The sequence below is a fragment of the Vibrio penaeicida genome (genome assembly GCF_002933855.1).
In the GTDB taxonomy this organism is placed as follows: domain Bacteria; phylum Pseudomonadota; class Gammaproteobacteria; order Enterobacterales; family Vibrionaceae; genus Vibrio; species Vibrio penaeicida_A.
In genome coordinates, this window is the sequence record NZ_BFAQ01000029.1 from 123,217 (window position 1) to 141,638 (window position 18,422).

The following is an 18,422-nucleotide window of genomic DNA, read 5'->3' on the forward strand; positions in this document are numbered from 1 at the left end:
GAGTGAGGTATGCGTCTCGACATTAATTGGAAAAGCATCGATTTAAATCTTTTGGTGGCATTTTCTGCCTTGTTTGAAACTCAGAGTGTGAGTGCTGCTGCCAAACAGTTGCATGTGAGTCAATCGGCGATGAGCCACAGCTTGGCTAGGTTGCGGGTGCTGTTGGATGACCCGTTATTTGAAAGACGCGGACATACCATGTTGCCGACTGAGCGTGCTATCTCACTAGCCTCTACCGTCGAGAGCATATTAGATAAAGTCACTGGAGAATTGCTGTCTTCCAAAATCTTTTTACCCAATGAATATCAAGGCGTATGCAGAATCGGTTTAACGGACTACGCCGAGTTTATTTTTTCACCTATTCTATTTGATGATATCTCCCAGCACGCACCTCACTGCCAAATTAGCTTTGTTAACGTGAATAGAAGTAATTATGTCCGACTGGTCGAAGAGCAAAAATTGGATGTGGTGATTGGCAGTTTTCCAGATCTTGATGCACGATTCCAAAGTGAACACTTATACGATGAAGAACACGTTTGTTTGTTCGATTCCGCTGTGTTTGGCAAGGTAAAGCAGTTATCTTTGGAACAATACTTATCGGTAGATCATGCGTTAGTTAGCCCAAGTGGCGATCTAACGACTGGAATTGATCATCATTTAGCGCAAATGGGTGAATCACGGCAAGTCAGAGTGAGTGCTGGAAACTTTTTGGCTATTCGGCAACTGCTTCGCCGGCGCAAACTGCTTGCTATTGTTCCGAAACGAATGGCAGAAATTGAAGGGTTTGATGACCAACTGATGATGACAAAACCGCCCATCAATGTGAGCAATTTTCCCATCTCGTTGATTTGGCCATCTAAGCAGCACGCGCGAGCCAAAAATATGTGGTTACGAGAGCGAGTAATAGAAAAAATCACCGCACAAAATAAGGCTTAAGAGGTAATTCACTTGATTAGCGATTTAAACTCCATTCCTGTCTTTTTAGCTTTAATGCAGACTCATTCCACACAACGTGCTGCGCTAAAGATCGGTCGCTCGCAATCTTACGTGTCTAAAGTGTTGGCACAACTAAGAGATGAATTGGGTGATCCGTTGTTTGTCCGTGGCAGTGATGGGCTGACTCCTACATCTTATGCGTGCGAAGTCGAACCCAAACTTAAATTGGCGTTAGAACAAGTTCAGCAAGCGCTTCACCCTGAAGTGTTTGATCCGAGTAAATTGGAAAAAGTCTCGTTGCACTTGGTTGAGCCTTACCTTGTAGCGTGTGGCACTGAACTGATCAAAGCGATTAGGGAAGAAACCCAAGCCGTCATCGAATTAAGAACTTGGCAGCAAACTAGCGAGCTTCTTATTCTAGAAGAAGATGTTGACTTAGGGGTTCATATTCTTAGTGACAAATCGCAGCATTTTTATCAGAGAAAATTGCACAAAGGTGCAGGGTTTATTGATGGTAATCTTAACGGGGAATATGTGAAGTTTTTGGTCTCGGGCATCAATGAATATACTCACCATTTTCACTCGATAGACCCATCAATAGAGCCAACGATTCAGATTGATAACTATGAATTGATGAATCGGTTAATGGAAGATTGCTACACCATTCGCTACGCCCCTTTTTCTGGGCAGCGAAATGTCACGCCAATTGAGCTGGATGTGGCCATTATCGTTAAAGCTTCTCAGCGTAATAGCCCGAAAATTCAATGGTTAATGGCGCTGGTGGAACATGTCTTAGAACAGAAAACCAAAAGCTGGATGGAGACATAGCGCAACCATACGTAAGTGGCTGCGCTTTCGGTATTTCAATCGGCATTTACATCGCAGAGAAGTACGCTTTGTATGCTTTTAACCTCACCGTCGCAGCCCCAATGATGTCCATAAAGCCTAGCGTTTCATGCGGTTTGGTCGCTGATATCCAACCAGAACCAGTTGCGCCAATGGGTACATTGTAGCCCTGAGGTTCTTCAAATTCGATGATGACAGTACGCCCATGTGTCCCCGCATTGTTATTGACGTGTTGGCGTACGTGCTGAGTACCATTCACTACCGATACTCTCGCTTCCCCTGTTCCCGCCGTAACACTGTGAACACGTCCTCGGAATATTTCACCGGGGTACGCATCCACATAAAATTCGGCGAATTGACCAGCCTTAATATTGCGATAGGTTTGATCCGCAATGCGCATTTCCACAAACTTTTTCGACGTGTTGTATAAATGCATATTGCCGACACGGGTGCCTTCAGCAAGGTTAGCAATCGACACCTGTCCATCAAAAGGTGCGCGAACTTCTCGGCGATCATTTTGCCATTCGGCTGTCGCGATCTGCGCTTCAATAGATTTGATTTGAGCAAACACTGCCGCTACTTTTGCGTTGTTAGTATCGATTCGTGTTTTGGTATCGTCTCTGTGTGATTCTTGGGCAAAATCGTCCAGCTTTTCTAATCGACGTAATGTTTTCTCATCGTTGGCGATCTGATGTTGTAAGGCAACAATTTCCGCTTCTGCTGCCAATTTTTGTGCCTGTAGCCCTTTTATCTGAGAATCGGTATCTTCCGACTTCAATACATAAATCAAATCGCCTTCACGGACTTGTTGGTTGTGGCTGACCAGTACTTGTTCCACCTCCTGACCAATGAGAGGGCTGAGTACAGCATGAGGGGCTTTTACTGTTGTACTGTCGGTAAGGTCTGCAGGGGACCAAAAGCGATGCGCGGTAAACAACATAAAGGCGATAAAAGCGCCTAGCCCTACCATTACAACCGCATTTTTAAGCGTCCAAGCCACCATATTTAGTCTGACTAAAATCCAACAGATCAGAATGTAAGGGAGCATAATTTCTTTCATGATTACTCCTTAATGCTTTTGGTGATGTGAAGACCTTTACGAATGATGTTGGAGAGCGAGTCTGAAACAATATCCCAACGAGTAAAGGCAATAATGATAGCGAGTACCCACCATGCTTTATCAATAAACAACCCACACAGAGAAAGCGCAAAAACGATTTGCGTATGAGCGGAAGACATTTTTTGTGCTTTATGAACCGCGACTTCATGTAACTGCCATAACAAATACAGCACGTACACAATCACACTAATGGTGACGCAGAAAATGACCCCCATAAAGAACTCTGAATTGAGTAACGCCAATATACTGGGGTAACCATCAACAAAGTACGTCTCTGGCAGTTCGGTACCATGAATCGTACTTAATTTCGAAAATGCCAGAGACACGAAATACAAAGTGCCTATACCGATTGCGGCCTTTATGAGTGTTACTAGCGCGGTTTTTATTGCTTTCCATGAAAAAGAGTTTGGTGGCGTTCCTTGCCTCGGGTTCGAGTGATATCGAGACATTGTTATTGACCTGTTGTTACGCTTTGGTATGAGCGTAACAACAGCGTCGAGTAAAAATGGAATAACCGAAATTCCATTTTAAAGAAAGGAGATAAGCTAACGCTAAAAATGCTTAGCTTTTTCCACTTAAGCTGGGCGCTTTTTCAGTGTGATGACCCTGCTGTCTTTAAACTGTTTTTTCGGTTTACCAGAACGCTCGCAATGCCTAACTAACCAAGCTTGCACTTCAAGCTTTACATTGCCTGTGCTTGAGCGAGTGAACGCCAGAGTCATAAAGTGTTCTTTATTCTGATAGTAATTCTTCAGCATGTACCATTTGCTGACGAGCTCCGATTTTGTGCACCACACATCTTCGTATTGAACGTCTTCATTATGACCAGAAAAACGAGGTAGGTTTTTCACTCTCTTGGGTGTTGCTGCGGAAAACTTTCCACCATCGGATGCAGGAATGTTCGACATAGGGGAAGAAATGACTTCATGCAGAGTGGCGCTTTTACTACCAATCTCAACGCTGGCAATTCGACCATAATGCACATCACCCGATAAGCAAAGTATGTCATTTCCAGTTTCACCCAGCGCATCGAGTAGCTGCTTGTACTGGCTTTTATAGTTGGCGAGGTTGTAGTCCGATTCAGAACCCGGTTTAACGATAAGTGGTTGAGGCAACACCAATACGCCCACTTTATCGAGTCTTTTCGCCCAGTCGATAAGCTGTTCAAACACCTTACTGGTGGTCAGCGATTTTGGCGGTTCACGTTTGTCTCGGTCTGTTCTTAAGTCCACAAAACAAAAAGACAAATCGTCACCAATATCGAACGTTCGAAATGGGGTAATTTGCTGCACATTTTTAACGCCATCTTTCGCGCTTTTCGTCCACGCAGCTTTTATCTTTTTAGATAAAGTAATCGCCCACAAATACGGATTGGTGCCTTGGACATATGGGTAGTTATTCCAATATTCATGATCATCGGCCAAAAACCAACATCCACCATGTCGGTACATCTTACGGTTGATATCCCACGTTTCTGCATAATCCGTCGCGATTCGTCTATGGACTTCATTAACCACGGGAGAGAGTGAGTCCACCCCAATATCGAGATACACCTGATCGCCAGTAAGAAACTTAACATGAGGCTGTTCTTCAGGCTTCCCCTGAAAATACAAATGCGTGTATGCCTTCGCTGCTTGTCCTTTCTCATGCTTGCCGTTATAAAAGCAACTTCCAAGCATGGCAACAAAAGGCTCGGTTTCTGAAAGCGACGTGGGTAAGGTTTTGAGTGTGCCTGTTTCTAACACCGTTTCCTGAATGGTTTTACTGTGATCTTCACTGCCGCTAAACGTGTGCTCACCGCGAACAAAATCGACGTAATACGTTTGATTGGGTTCCAACCCAGTAATTGTCACTACCTTAAAAAAGCGTTCGCGTAGTTTGGTAAACGGTAGTTCCCAGTCTTGTTTCTGTATGGGATAGGTAGCGATGGGTTGACGCTCTCGCTCAGTGATAGGCTGAGTGAACACATTGATTTTAAAGGTATCCGGCTTACCTTGGTATTCAGATAACGTACCAACCCAAACTTTCGCTTGGTGGGTTCCCACCTCTTGAATCACCAAGTTCCATTTGTTCTTGCTCATCATCAATCCTTTGCTCTATCAGGCGATAAAGCAGGATTCGCCTATATTATATGGAATGTCCACCTGTTATTTTTTGGTTAACTGTTATTATTGTCAATAATATAAGTGAGAAAACGCTAGATAACATCAGCCTCAAACCTTGCCGTTCTTGCTTGAGCGAGTGTGCAGTTGGTTTTCTCCATTAATTCATTCAGTGTAATGTTCGGATTAGCCAAAATGAGAGCGCTCAGTTGATCTGAAAGTGGAAGGTGCAGTTCTCGCAGTGCTTCAACGCGTTCATCTATTTTCTTAATGATGAATTGGTAGGCTTCATGGTCTATTTCGATCAAAGCGGCAGAAAAAGCCCGTAAATCTTCAAACTTGGCGATAACTTGCCAATTTCTCGAACGACGAATCCTTTTTAGTTCCGCTTGGTATTGAAGCGCAATAGATTTGACCTGTTTGGCATTTTCACCCCCAATCCGATGGATAAGAGAAGGGAGTGGAATGGAAATTTTATTTTTGCTCATAGTGCGAATTGTGCATGCTAATGATCGTAAACGCTACATCTCGCGAAGGTTAATGTAAAAAAAGCGCAGGGCTTCCTGCGCTTTTGAACTTTGTGGGGGTTGAATTTACTTCGCTAGGTTAACAGACCAAAGACGTGCGACGTTTTCAGAAAGGTTAGTGAGGTTTTCATCAGCTTCCTGAAAGGCGGTAGGTAAATCCAGTGCTCGGGGCACAGCAGCAAATACGGCATCAATACCACACTGGTACGCCGCTTGGTAGTTCTCGCCTACACAGCCCGCTAGTGCAATCACGGGGAGGTCAAATTTCTTAGCCAGCAACGCCACGCCCATGGGGGTTTTCCCGTGCGCTGTTTGCCAGTCTATTCTGCCTTCTCCGGTGACCACCAAATCAGCCCCTTCCAGTTGGCTTTCTAAATCAACGGTTTCGAGCACAATATCAATGCCTGGTTGCAACTTGGCGTGAGTAAATGCAATCAATGCTGCACCCATACCGCCAGCCGCACCTGCCCCTGCTGTATTTAATACATCACGACCAATTTGTTTGCGAATGAGCTGACCATAATGATTGAGGTTTTGATCGAGTAGGCGAATATCTTCTTCGGTTGCGCCTTTCTGCGGACCAAAGGTTGCCGATGCGCCTTTACTTCCACATAAAGGATTATCGACATCACTTGCTACCAAAATCTCACATTCCGCCAGTTTTGAGTTTAATCCCGACAAATCAATTTGCGCGAGTTCTTTTAATCCGCTGCCATTTAACGAAATGGGCTGACCATTTTGATTAGAGAACTTAGCGCCTAGAGCCGCCATCATGCCAACGCCACCGTCGTTTGTGGCACTCCCACCCAAGCCAACGATCAATTTCTTTGCACCTTGTTCAAGTGCGTGGTTGATGAGTTGTCCTGTGCCAAAGGACGTGGTCAGCTTAGGGTCACGTTGAGAAAGAGAAACATGATGAAGACCACTGGCGGCTGCCATTTCTATAACAGCCGTTTGATTATCGCCCAGCAACCCATAGAATGCATCGACTGAATTGCCTAAAGGTCCCGTCACCGCGAGGTGTACTAGGTTGCCTTTTGTCGCATCAACCAGCGACTGCACTGTGCCTTCTCCACCATCTGCGACAGGAACATGAACGAATTCACTGTCTGCCCACACTCGGCGAAAGCCAGATTCAATCGCCAAGCAAACTTCTTTTGCCGTCAGGCTTTCTTTAAATGAATCTGGGGCGATAACTACTTTCATATCACTCTCCTAACGCGGTGATGATTACAATAAAACAAGGCTTAGAATGTAAACCAGTACAATGGCAGTAATACCTTGCACCAAGGTTGCCATGGTTTGCGCACGGTACGCCAACCCAACACTCATACGGCTAAACTGAGAGACGACCCAGAAGAAGCTGTCGTTAGCGTGAGATACGGTCATTGCACCCGCACCAATGGCCATAACTGTGAGCACTCGGCCCATCTCTGAATCCAAGCCTAATTGAGCAAGCATTGGGGCAACCAGCGCAGACGTGGTAACCAAAGCCACGGTTGACGAGCCTTGAGCCGATTTAAGTGCAGCGGCAACAATAAACGGCATGAAAATACCAATACCTAATGCCGACAATGTTGTGCCCAAATATTCGCCTAGAGGTGTGGCTTTTAGTACCGCACCAAATGCACCACCTGCACCAGTGATCAAAAGAATTGGCGCTGCAGCAGTGATACCTTGGCTAATACGCTCGCTGAACTCAGCCGCTTTGTTGTCAGACTTAAGCAAACGAACGGATAGCAGTAAACCAATAACCAACGCCGTTAAGGGTTGGCCAAAGAAGTTGAGCGTATCAAATAGGAATCCATCGCCCAATGGCGCACTTGGGAAGCGAGCAACCGACCCTAAACAAATAAGCAAAATAGGCACAAAGATTGGCGCGAACGCTTGCCCTGCTGTGGGCAGTATACCGTAGGATTCTTTCAGTGCTTTCCAATCAACATTATCTGCTGGGTTTTGAGCTTCTTCTCCATCGGGTTCTACATCTTTGAAGCGATTAGCCCAAAGCATACCAGCGAGTGCTGCGACACCTGCAACGAAAATACCGACAGCGATAACAATACCTAGATTAGATTCCAACCCAAGGTTACCGGCAGCAGCAATAGGACCGGGAGTCGGTGGAACAAAGGTATGAGTTGCGTATAAGCCAGTGGCGAGTGCAACACTCATGGCGACGCTAGAGGTTTTCATTCGATTTGCCAGCGACTCTTTAAGCGAGTTTAAAATGACGAAGCCTGAATCACAAAATACGGGTACAGATACGATGTAACCAATGAGTGACATGGTCAGTGTCGGGAATCGGTCGCCCAGCACTTTAATCACGGTATCTGCCATGGTGATGGCCGCGCCGCTTTTTTCCAGAATGACACCGATAATGGTCCCTAATACGATGACCAAACCGATGTACCCGAGTATACCCCCAAAACCTTTGGCTATGGTTTTGGCAATACTGTCGGCAGGAAGCCCGTAGGCAAATGCAGCAATGAATGCTGCCACTAAGAGGGCGAGAAAGGGGTGTAGCTTAAATTTGGTGGTTGCGACGACGATAAACGCGATCACAGCCAGCAGGATTAGAATAAGACTCATAAAAACTCCGTTTATTTTTGCCACTTGCTTACGCTTTATGCGGTATTGCTTTTATGTGCATTGCTATCATGAACATAGTTTTGATGCGTATAGAGTGGCTATCTCTTTTTCCAAGCGTAGGTATTCTCGGAATGCAATCCCTGATCATTTTGGTCAGCAGACCTTAGCAGGAAGTGTGACTATTATCGGAGTTTATTGAGCTGAATCCTTTAGGCACAGATAACAAATTAATTTCTAATGTGAGACCTTATTTTTGTGCTTATGCACAATTTTGATGTTAACTTGTGATCTGGCTTGCAATATAAAGTTCGACTAATCCAGTAAAGCTTTTTGGAGAGACATGAGTGATTTTTTCAATCTTATCCAACCTGTACCTTAAGGTGTTTCGGTGAATGAATAAGGCTTCAGCACACACCTTTTGATTTCCTTGGTGTTCGAATAACGCGTGTAATGTTTTAAGCAATTGCCCACTTTTGTCTTCCTGCATAAGTTTAACGATTGATTTACACAATTGGTCACCTTGCCAAAAATCGCCTAGTGGGGAGAGCAATACAGGTAAGCGCATCTCCTCAAATAGGTATTTGTTCTTTTCTGGATGATGCTTTTTTCCAAAGTGCAGTACTTGTTTGGCACTCTGGTAAGAGAGGTGAAGGTCATCGAGATCAGGAAAATATTCTCCTAGGGCGATATTCAATTGATTGATCCCTTGCTGATTTAACCGGTCGAGCAAAATATCGATACGCAGACTTTCTTGTTCGCTGTCCCATTTTCCGTGCCTATTGTGGCTGGGTTTCAGCACGACAATCTCATGCATTGAAATGACAGCGACCAAGTTGTCACGTTTGGGGTATTCCAACAGTTCGACGATTTGACGAGTTTGCTCCAAACTGAGTGGGGCGCGTTCGGAGTGCAATTCAATGACGACAGCAACACGAGGCGTATCAAGGTCAATACCTAAACGTGCTGCCCAATCTTTGAGCTCAGCAGATGAAACCGCATTGTTGATCCAAGCTGAGATGAATTCCTCTTTATGTCTTCTGTCCCATTGGAGTTGTTCAATAAGCGCAGCTTGGTCGACGATCATTTCTGCCGTCATTTTTACTAACGAAGCGTAATTTCGGATAGAGTCAGGATCGCCAGTAATACCGACCACACCAATAACTTCATGTTGGCTTTTCATCAACATGTTAATGCCAGGCTTTGCTCCTTTGAGCGACTGGCAACTTTGCTGGGTTACTTCAACGGTATCCCCATGTTTTAGAGCTAAAAGTGCTCCATCATGAGTTTGACCAATCCGATGAGAATCACCACTGCCAATAATGACGCCTGCCTGATTCATTACATTGATATTATTGCCGATGATTGCCATAGTTCGGTCGACGATTTGCTGGGCAAGTTGCTGTTCTAGAATCATTATCTCGCCTTAACGCCTTGCTGAATCAACGAGGTTATCGATAAGAGAGAGGTGGTGGCTTTCAACGCCAGCAATTCTTCCGTATTTTGGCTGATGTCTATCGTTTTCAAGAGGGTGATGCCAGCCTAATGTTGATTGGATGAAGTGCTCTGCAAATTGAGTGGAAATCGATAAGCACCCAGCCAGAACGGTATCAACGTAACTTTGCATAATAGGCGTATGAGAACAGGGCGGTGTCGTGTCGTCTTTCACGTACATCCATATTTCACCATTACTGTCTAGTGCGTGCTCACTAACGAATTCAGACACCGGCACTTTCACTCGGTGGTATCCGGCTTCGCGTTTATCGAACTCGACTAATTCAGCATGGTCGATTTCAATCAGCACTCCATTTAACCTACCTTCACCGCGTGTGACCACCAAGGGAGAAATTTGATAGCTGCCATCCATTTTACTCCAATGACGATTAAATCCGCACACAATAGCAGGGTAAGCGTTTCCTGTTTGCCCTGTTAACTTACGAGACTCAGGATTTATCAAGCTGCCGTATCCGAATATGTACATAGATGAATGGTTTCCTTTTGATAGTAAATTTAGACCTAAACTTCTTGAGTTCAGTGGGAGGTACCAGTATTCCATGAACTTCAAGCCTCGTCGAATTGAACGCGGATGGACGAGCCTGCTGGAAACGGAAATCCAAAATCTAAGAGAAGTTTAGTATTTTATTTCATATTAAGCTCAATCTTTATTTTCTTATGCATTTATCAGAATGATAGTTTAGTTATAAATAGGGGTAATATTGATATGTGCATTCCAATAATATTTGAAATTAAATATATTTTAAATTTTTTTTGATCTTTTTTGTTTTTTTTAATTAGCTCTTTTGTTGTAAACCTCTTTATAATTTATTTATTATGAGTTGAACCTAGCGTTTATAGGAATTACTCAGATCACTAGTGGTTAATATTCTTCTAGTTCTTTTCTAATCTAAGTAGTAATTATTATTGTCTCAAATATCGGAAATTAACATTTAAGTTTACAGTCTTCTGTGTTGAGTTGTATCTAGTAGCTTTAAATATTGTTCAAGCGCATATTTTTAATATATAAATCTATTACTAGCACTTCGATGCTCTTCTAATTGCTTGATAAGTAAAGTTTTATTCTCTATATGAATTGAAACTCATATGTATTTTTATCTTTAATATTGATCGGGTTGTACTTGTTTTTGAACTGCCTCACAAATATTAATGATAAAATTAAAAATATTATGAAATTATTTATTAGATGATCTTTAAATACGCCTGATACTTTTCTGGTTTTCAGTAGTACAAGAAAGTATTAATAAAAATAAGGTTATTTAAATAAAAATGGACTTGGGGACATTAGAAATGAAATTCATCAAAAAGCTTGCGTTAATTTCTTTAGCAGCAGTAGCACCTAGCGCGATGGCAGCAACGGATACATTCAACTCTAGCATCAACGTTTTAGAGCCTGTATCTATCTCTAAAACAAACGATCTAGATTTTGGGTCTATCTTCACAGACCAAGCGACTAACGTTACTGTTGCGGCAGCAGATGCAGGCGCAGCAGCATTCACCATTACGGGTACAAGTGGTAGTACAGTAGACGTAACGGTTGATACAACAGCTACAATGGGTGATGGCAACGGTAACAGCATCGCTGTAAACAGTATTGCTCCAGATAACGCGTCTCCAGCATTAACAGGTGGTACTGCCACGGTTAAAATTGGTGGTGTGGCCGACATCGTTGGTGCAGGTACTTTGGTTGCAGGTAACTACTCTGGCACAGTTAACATTACGGTTGTTTATCAATAAGACACCGGCATAAGGTGGCTTTGTGCCACCTTATTTTACCCACCTTCATATTATGCCGCGCATCTATTTGGGGCTTTTGCTGTTTTTATGCTTGGTGAGCTCTGCTCATTCTATTGCTATCGAAATTACGCAATTAGAGCCCATGGAATTTGAAACCACTGTCGGTGGTTCAAAAACCGTTGTGTTTCTGAAACCTTCTGTATCGACTAATGGCGTGCTTCTCTTTCGGGTCACTGGTGATCCTTCAAGAAAAATTCAAGTTAAAGTAAATGGTTCTGAATTTCGAATGCTTAATTCACAATCAGGTCGCCATGTTGTTGTGAAGCGCTTTAAGTACGGATGCGGGTTGAATAAGAAGGGACGAGTTCGGTTAAATGGACAAGGGCAATCAGGGGTGTTGTGCATCGGAGCAAGAGCGGTGGTTAAAGCCAGCTCTCAGTCGGGCATGTTTTCTGTTGTTGTCCCATTCACAGTGAAGTATTTATGAAGTTTCTTTCCTTAATTTTCGTTTGCCTTATTGGGTTCAGTCAGGTTAGCCACGCACAACTAAAAATTGCACCAACTCGTATTGTGGCTGAAGGTGAACAAGCCTCAACCCATAAACTGTTTGTCGAAAATACAACGTCAGAACCCATGAGGGTTAAGGTGTCGGTTGTTTACCGTTCGGCGCTAGTGGGAAATGATAAATCGAAAACTCGGCTTCAAGATGACATTGAAGTTCAAGAAGATTTGAGCAAGTTTGTCAAAGTATCTCCACCTATTATTGGAAATTTGAAACCCAACCAAAGACGGACAGTACGCGTAAGAATTCAAGGTTTGCCAGCTGAATATGAAGAGGGGGAATATAGAACATATCTGCTTTTCCAACCTGTTCCGATTTCTTCTCAGCAAACGGATGAAAATTCAGATGGTCAGGGCATGACCATGAACTTGGATTTCATTATCAACACTATGATCCCCGTTTATTCACAAAAAGGGGCGGTAGAGCATCGCGTGTATTTGGAATGCAAAGAAAATTCCATTCGAGTTCATAACCAAGGTAATTTCCAACTTAAAGGTAAACTTGTCTCTGGGAATGACGTACAAAACGTTTTCTTGGTTCGAAATGCGTCGCTGGATAAGCCCATTCGTAGTTCTGCAGGTGCTCAATTTATCGTAGATGATCAAATTGTGAGTTCCTGTCAGTAAATTCGTTTTTTGAACTGAACCAGCTCTGTGAAAACGAGCTTTGTGAAGTCCAGCCTAGTGAAACTTAGTTTCATGAGATTTAGTTTTTTAAAGCTAAATTTAGCGAGATTAAGAGCGGCGTTTTTTGCTCTTTTAGCCTGTGCATTCGCGTGGGCGGGAATGGCACAAGCAAATGATGAGCTAAGCGCTGATACGAATGAGGCTGATATTGTAGAAGCTGATATTGTAGAAGCGTACGTTGAATTGTTCATGCGGTATGAGCACGACAGCTTTTATCGAGTCATGCAAAACGCCAGTGAAGAGCCGTATTTAGCGCTTCAAACCTTTGCGACACAATGGCTGCAGCTCGAAGGGGGCTGTCGCAACCAGATATGTTTGTTTTACCAGCCAAAGGATGTACAGGAGCAGCGGCAACCCTATCAGCTGGATTTAAACTCTAAGCGGTGCATTCTTCCTAAAAGCAAAGAAATCCACACCATAGACTATGTGACCGTAGAGGGGGAAGAGTGGCTTCATTGGGCGTCGTTTGTCGATTGCTTTCCCGTTTCCGTATTATGGGATCTGGATACCTACTCCCTCAAGGTAAAACTCCATTACAGTACCTACAAAGAATTAGAAAAAAAACTCGCGCAACGCCGAGCGATAGCAAAACAAAAAGCCAAAGAGTTGGAAGAGAGAAAAGCTCAAAAGCGTATTCATCCTGTATCTGCTACAACGGCTTCGGCTCGAATCAAAGGGCGAGCGGAATTTTCATCCAATGGTCAGCCTGAATATAATCTTAGAAGCGACGCTTATCTCGTTCACAAAAATGCTCATTTAGAAGTCTCTTACGACACAAATGCACCGAAAGAAGTGGAGTATTATAAGTTTGAAATTACCCCTTTTCCTTTGGGGCATCAGCTTCAAGTTGGGCATGTTGTGCTGGATTCAGGTTTAGCCAGCAGCAGTGAAACATTTGAAAACGGTGTGTACTACTCCCGACTCAAGCCCAAAAAGCAATCAGGGCGTTTGGTAATTGAAGAGCAAACCTTACCCAACACATTTGTCGATGTGTATGTGAATGACATATATCGTGGAACACTAAGGTCGGATGCTTCTGGACGCTACAGTGTTTCTGATTACCCTTTGTCGGCAGGAGACCAAGTTGAACTGCATGAAATGGTTCGCTCTGGTGTAGTGGAACGCAAAACCATCAAAGTTGCCGACATCGATGAAGCTCTCCTAGATAAAGGTCAATGGGATCTAGAGTTTGGCGCATCTCTCATCGAGGAAAATGCTGGTAAAGCCCAAATGAGTTACGGAGCAACTCACTCGTTAACATTGGTTGGGTCCGCCTACAATGCTAACGACTTCGTGACAGGAGGGCTTGGGTTACGCTGGCTACCCACACACTTTCTCTCAATTGCGTTTGAGTGGCTGCCGTCTCAACCTGTCATGCCTACCACTATTGAATTGGCTATCGGTGAAAAACATAAGCTTGAAGCGGATATCAACCATGTCGATTTGTTTGGTCGTGATCCCAAAAAACGAGAGCATCAAATTCGATATCGCTATTTGGATAATCCCATCAGTTTCAACTTAGACGCAACCTACGATGAAAATGAACTAACCGTCATTCCTCAAATTCGAGCGCAAACCGCCTCTTCGCAATTTTTGACCTTAGAACTTAAAAATAGACGCACTTCTCAAATGATCCGAGACGAATTGAGTGCTAAATACGCCATTCATACTCATGAACACGGCTCAGTTAACCTCAGTTCTATTTTTAGCGATGGTAATAGCCCAAGGTATCGTGTCGGGTATCGTTATCTTTGTTCCAACTGTTTTTTTTCCGGATGGTGGCAAACACTCCAAAGCACCTACAGTACTCAGCTAACGTGGCAAAATGCCAAGTTTGGGTATTCAGGTAATGCTAAATGGGAGTTAACACCAAATTGGTCAGGAGAGGTTGCTATTAATGATGAAAGTGTTTCTCTCGCCTTGGAAACAAAATGGGGAGGACGGCTATCCAAACACGACGAATCAGTGGCGAGCTTAGAGCTTCCATGGGAAGAATTTATTTACGCCGAACTCACTGGTCGAGTGCTCGATAATCACGATCAGCCCGTCGCCAATGTCGAGTTAAAAGTGAATAACAAAAAGGCGATCAGTGACGCCAATGGAGAGTTTCATTTTACAGGCGTTGGTTACGGAGAAGATCTGCAACTGCATATCGACGATTCAACGTTAGATCTCAACCTAAAGCCAGAAGAAAACCCAGTGTATTTCCACGCGGAGAAGGGCGGAAAAACACATATTGAAGTACGGGTAAACAAGAGTTTTGGTGTCGATGGCATTGTGACTGCGCCATACAGTTTCAGCGGATGGCATGTGAACTTTTATCATGAAGAGACTAGCCGAACGTTTTCTGCCAAAGTGGAACAAGACGGCTTTTATTTCTTTGAAGACTTGATACCGGGTGACTATCGAATTGTGATCGAAGACAACGAGGCAGAAGTTGAGACACGGGCTCGTATTCGCAGTGAAGATTGGGTAAGTGGTTTAAATTTTGTTGTCTATAAGCTGCACAAGAACGCCAAACCGGTGCTTCAAGTGGTTTATCAGCCTTGAGGATGGTAGCCATTTTTCACGCTCAACAGCCCTCCAATTACCTTATGCTTTCCGTTATATATTTTGTCTATCAGTGGGTTAACTGATACTTTACCCAGAATTCAGGTTGAACCCTCTATCCTGTCATTAAAACAATCGGTTTTTAAAATAAGCTATACCCCTTAGGCACCCCACACGTTATGGAGTAGACATATGAAGCAGTTGGGCACCATCGAGTCAGTACTTTCCGGCAAAATCCAGTCCTATTCACGTGGTGCGCTCAGTGCTATCAACAAAACCATCCAATCAAATCGATTACAAGTGACCACTCTAGGTTTTACCGAAGACGAGCAGGGCGATCCTCGCTTCCATGGTGGAGTAGAAAAAGCATTACATATCTACCCGTCAGAGCACTACCCAAAGTGGCGTAGCGAGCTCGGTGAGAAGCCGATCTTTGAAGAAGTTGGTGCATTTGGTGAAAACCTGAGTTCAACAGGTGTCGATGAGTATTCACTCTGCATTGGCGATGTTGTGCAAATAGGAAGTACCAAGCTTCAAATATCGCAAGGGCGAATGCCTTGCTGGAAACTTAATGACCGATGCGATGAACCAGATATGGCGCTTCGATTTCAAATGACTATGCGAACGGGTTGGTATTTTCGTGTGTTGGAAGAAGGGGATATAGGTGCTGGCGATGCCATTTACCTGATTGAGCGTCCGTATCCAGATTGGTCTCTTGCGCGTGTGATGAGGTTGGTTTATCGCGGCATTTTAGACGAACAAGAGCTGAAAGCTGTGCTAGACATTCCTTTGGTCGATTCATGGCGAGCGTTGTTCGAAAAACGCATCGAAACTGGCAGTGTTGAGAACTGGGCATTTAGGTTGTTTGGGTCTCGATCATAACTTTCGTGTTGTTCAAAGCAAAAAGAAGATAATTTCAATAAGTTGAGTTACAGTAAGTTTGTACTATATAGACCCTAATTGGAGAGCCACGGATGAGTAAACAGCAGCTTAAGATCGACTTGGTATCAGATGTTTCATGTCCGTGGTGTATTGTCGGTTATAAAAGGCTGGAACAAGCGATAGCACAAGTTGCTGACCAAATTGAGGTTGAAGTGAATTGGCATCCGTTTGAGCTTAATCTCGATCTTCATCAGGGGGGCGTAAACTTGCGTGACTACCTGATGAAGCGTTATGGCACAACCGCAGAGCAAAGTATTCAGGTACGAAGTAATCTGACTAAATTAGGGAAGGAAGTCGGCTTTGATTTTAACTTCTCCGACGAAATGAACGTTTACAATACCCGCGATGCCCACAAACTGGTCGCGTGGGCTGGCGAATCCGATAAGCAGACTGAAATGAAACTCGCATTGTTCCAAGCGTATTTTAGCGATGGCAAAGCAATTGAAAACCACGACGTATTAACCGAATGCGCTGAATCGATTGGGCTCGATCCTATAAAAGCGAAACAAGTCGCCTCTTCGGAGCGATGGAATAAGATTGTGGAAGATGAAGAAGTTCATTGGTTATCTTTGGGGGTGCATGCAGTACCCGCGATTGTGATTAATGAACAGCACCTCATCAGCGGAGCGCAACCTGTGGATATTTTGGTTGAGGCAATGAAAGACATTGCCTCGCAATAGAAGGTATTTATCAATTGCGAAGGATTTCAAACCGCCAAGTTTGTTTCCTTAGCGGTTTTTTCCACATTACTTATCCCGAGTTCAGGCTAGCTATCCATTGCGTCTTTGATTTTCTGATCCGTTTTGTATTGGCTCAACGCATATACCGACCAAATCGCAGCAGGAATCCAACCAACCAATGTAATTTGCAGAATCAGGCAGATGATTCCACTGAATGGTCTGCCGATGGTGAAAAATTGCAGCCAAGGTAGCAACAAAGCTAAAAGTAAACGCATAGTCTATATCCATGATTTGTTTATATCGTCCTAGTATTATTGCGTCTGCTATTCGAATTAAAAAGTCTTATGAGTGAGAATCTTCCCTACAACCCCATTTCTAAAGGAAAAATCATGTCTTCTTTATTTGATACACAACACAATCGTAGAGGGACGGGCTCAGTAAAGTGGGATTTTAACCAACAGAAATTTGGCGATGTCAGTGAAAATGCCATACCAATGTGGGTGTCTGATTACGATTTTTCGATTCCACCGCCGGTTTCTAGCGCGTTACAATTGCGGCTAGAACATGGTGTATTTGGGTATACCGAGATCACCCAAACGTATTTTGAAACCGTTAAAACGTGGTATCAGGAGCAGCATCAGCTCGATCTTGATACCGATTGGGTAGTACCCGTCAATGGTGTTATGCCAGGCATTGCATTGGTTATCGAGCAATTGACCAATGAAGGCGATTCTATTGCGGTACAGTCACCCGGTTACGGTAAATTCAAAGAGGCCATCGCTCTATCTGGTAGAGAAGTCGAAGAAATTACCATGGTGGAAGAGTCTGGTTGTTATGACATGGATCTGAATGCCATTGAAGCCGCTTTAGCCTCTGGGGTAAAAGCCTTTATTTTGTGTAACCCGCACAACCCTATCGGGCGTATTTGGAGCCCTGAAGAAGTACAAGCGATTGCCCAATTGTGTCACCGTTATGATGTGTGGCTGATCAGTGATGAGATATGGTGTGATTTGGCGTTACCCGGGCACCAATGTTGGAGTGCGCTTAACTTAGAAGAGCGTTACTTACAAAAGCTTGTGGTAACAACGGCTGCAACTAAAACGTTTGGATTAGCTTCCTTGAGGTTAGCCAATCTAGTCATACCGAACCCAACGCAGAGAGGGGCAATAGAAAAGCGAAAACAAGCTCTGTTTCTAGACTTGTTCGATGCGATGGCAATCGTCGCATCCCAAACGGCTTACGCCACTTCGTTGAGTTGGTTAAATGACTTAAAGTTGTACGTGCAAAGGAACATGGAATTCTTAAATAGCTTTCTCTCTCAGCGTATTCCGGAGCTCTCATTTCAAATGCCACAATGCGGATACCTTGTTTGGGTCGACTGCAGAGCACTCAATTTGACCGATGAAGACCTTCGTCAATTATTTATTGATCTTGGAGTATTGCCTTCAATGGGCACTGAGTTTGGTGCGGGTGGCAGTGGGTATGTTCGGTTGAATTTAGGGTGTTCTCGCGACACGCTAGAACTAGCTTGCCAAAAGTTATTGAAGCTTACGAGTTAGAAATTGAACGCTAAAAACAGCTCCCCAGGTAAATAGAAAAATAAAAGACCAGCTCACAATGAACTGACCCCCAATAG

At 43.8% G+C, this 18,422-nt stretch carries 18 protein-coding genes; 9 read left to right on the forward strand and 9 right to left on the reverse strand.

What is annotated here, in order from left to right; genetic code table 11:
- Positions 1-9 precede the first annotated feature (9 nt).
- Both VPNCDNU1_RS17475 and VPNCDNU1_RS17480 read left to right on the forward strand, forming a co-directional pair.
- Positions 10-936 (forward strand): LysR substrate-binding domain-containing protein, encoded by a 927-nt coding sequence (locus tag VPNCDNU1_RS17475; RefSeq protein ID WP_104401502.1) that lies wholly within the window; start codon positions 10-12, stop codon positions 934-936.
- A 15-nt stretch (positions 937-951) separates the two neighbouring features.
- Entirely contained in the window at positions 952-1,764 is an 813-nt protein-coding gene (locus VPNCDNU1_RS17480) for a LysR family transcriptional regulator (protein ID WP_104401522.1), read from the forward strand.
- Positions 1,765-1,810: 46 nt separating this feature from the next.
- Here VPNCDNU1_RS17480 and VPNCDNU1_RS17485 read toward each other — a convergent pair whose 3' ends face one another.
- From VPNCDNU1_RS17485 to VPNCDNU1_RS17520, 8 genes are all read right to left on the reverse strand, one after another.
- Positions 1,811-2,842, reverse strand: a complete 1,032-nt coding sequence (locus VPNCDNU1_RS17485) for an HlyD family secretion protein (RefSeq protein ID WP_104401503.1) — start codon at positions 2,840-2,842, stop codon at positions 1,811-1,813.
- 2 nt (positions 2,843-2,844) lie between these two features.
- A complete protein-coding gene (locus VPNCDNU1_RS17490; RefSeq protein ID WP_104401504.1) occupies positions 2,845-3,351 on the reverse strand; it encodes a magnesium transporter in 507 nt (168 codons plus the stop codon).
- Positions 3,352-3,477: 126 nt separating this feature from the next.
- On the reverse strand, positions 3,478-4,983 hold the full coding sequence (locus VPNCDNU1_RS17495; RefSeq protein ID WP_104401505.1) for a hypothetical protein: 1,506 nt from the start codon (positions 4,981-4,983) through the stop codon (positions 3,478-3,480).
- A gap of 116 nt (positions 4,984-5,099) precedes the next feature.
- Positions 5,100-5,492, reverse strand: a complete 393-nt coding sequence (locus tag VPNCDNU1_RS17500; protein WP_104401506.1) for a ribosome recycling factor family protein — start codon at positions 5,490-5,492, stop codon at positions 5,100-5,102.
- Positions 5,493-5,597: 105 nt separating this feature from the next.
- Entirely contained in the window at positions 5,598-6,737 is a 1,140-nt protein-coding gene (locus VPNCDNU1_RS17505; protein WP_104401507.1) for a glycerate kinase, read from the reverse strand.
- A 24-nt stretch (positions 6,738-6,761) separates the two neighbouring features.
- The gene (locus tag VPNCDNU1_RS17510) at positions 6,762-8,117 is read right to left on the reverse strand and encodes a GntP family permease (RefSeq protein WP_104401508.1); all 1,356 of its coding nucleotides are present in this window, start codon (positions 8,115-8,117) and stop codon (positions 6,762-6,764) included.
- Between the two features lie 277 nt (positions 8,118-8,394).
- On the reverse strand, positions 8,395-9,531 hold the full coding sequence (locus tag VPNCDNU1_RS17515; protein ID WP_104401509.1) for a sugar diacid recognition domain-containing protein: 1,137 nt from the start codon (positions 9,529-9,531) through the stop codon (positions 8,395-8,397).
- A 9-nt stretch (positions 9,532-9,540) separates the two neighbouring features.
- Entirely contained in the window at positions 9,541-10,095 is a 555-nt protein-coding gene (locus tag VPNCDNU1_RS17520; protein ID WP_104401510.1) for a gamma-glutamylcyclotransferase family protein, read from the reverse strand.
- An 824-nt stretch (positions 10,096-10,919) separates the two neighbouring features.
- Here VPNCDNU1_RS17520 and VPNCDNU1_RS17525 point away from each other — a divergent pair.
- The 6 genes from VPNCDNU1_RS17525 to VPNCDNU1_RS17550 all read left to right on the forward strand — a co-directional run bounded on the left by VPNCDNU1_RS17525 (position 10,920) and on the right by VPNCDNU1_RS17550 (position 16,786).
- Complete coding sequence (locus tag VPNCDNU1_RS17525) at positions 10,920-11,366, forward strand: DUF4402 domain-containing protein (protein ID WP_167404819.1); 447 nt, start codon at positions 10,920-10,922, stop codon at positions 11,364-11,366.
- Positions 11,367-11,388: 22 nt separating this feature from the next.
- Positions 11,389-11,853 carry a hypothetical protein gene (locus tag VPNCDNU1_RS17530; protein WP_104401512.1) on the forward strand — a complete coding sequence of 155 codons (465 nt, stop codon included), beginning with the start codon at positions 11,389-11,391 and terminating at the stop codon, positions 11,851-11,853.
- Positions 11,850-12,554 (forward strand): fimbrial biogenesis chaperone, encoded by a 705-nt coding sequence (locus tag VPNCDNU1_RS17535; protein ID WP_104401513.1) that lies wholly within the window; start codon positions 11,850-11,852, stop codon positions 12,552-12,554. The genes VPNCDNU1_RS17530 and VPNCDNU1_RS17535 overlap by 4 nt, the downstream gene beginning before the upstream one ends.
- 72 nt (positions 12,555-12,626) lie before the next feature.
- Positions 12,627-15,164 (forward strand): MSCRAMM family protein, encoded by a 2,538-nt coding sequence (locus VPNCDNU1_RS17540; protein ID WP_104401514.1) that lies wholly within the window; start codon positions 12,627-12,629, stop codon positions 15,162-15,164.
- A 192-nt stretch (positions 15,165-15,356) separates the two neighbouring features.
- Positions 15,357-16,046 carry an MOSC domain-containing protein gene (locus VPNCDNU1_RS17545; protein WP_104401515.1) on the forward strand — a complete coding sequence of 230 codons (690 nt, stop codon included), beginning with the start codon at positions 15,357-15,359 and terminating at the stop codon, positions 16,044-16,046.
- A gap of 92 nt (positions 16,047-16,138) precedes the next feature.
- Positions 16,139-16,786 (forward strand): DsbA family oxidoreductase, encoded by a 648-nt coding sequence (locus tag VPNCDNU1_RS17550; protein ID WP_104401516.1) that lies wholly within the window; start codon positions 16,139-16,141, stop codon positions 16,784-16,786.
- Positions 16,787-16,872: 86 nt separating this feature from the next.
- Here the strand turns inward: VPNCDNU1_RS17550 and VPNCDNU1_RS17555 are convergent, their stop codons facing one another.
- Positions 16,873-17,061 carry a YqaE/Pmp3 family membrane protein gene (locus VPNCDNU1_RS17555; protein WP_104401517.1) on the reverse strand — a complete coding sequence of 63 codons (189 nt, stop codon included), beginning with the start codon at positions 17,059-17,061 and terminating at the stop codon, positions 16,873-16,875.
- Between the two features lie 114 nt (positions 17,062-17,175).
- Here VPNCDNU1_RS17555 and VPNCDNU1_RS17560 point away from each other — a divergent pair, with 114 nt between their 5' ends.
- On the forward strand, positions 17,176-18,345 hold the full coding sequence (locus tag VPNCDNU1_RS17560; protein ID WP_104401518.1) for a MalY/PatB family protein: 1,170 nt from the start codon (positions 17,176-17,178) through the stop codon (positions 18,343-18,345).
- The last annotated feature ends 77 nt before the right edge of the window (positions 18,346-18,422 follow it).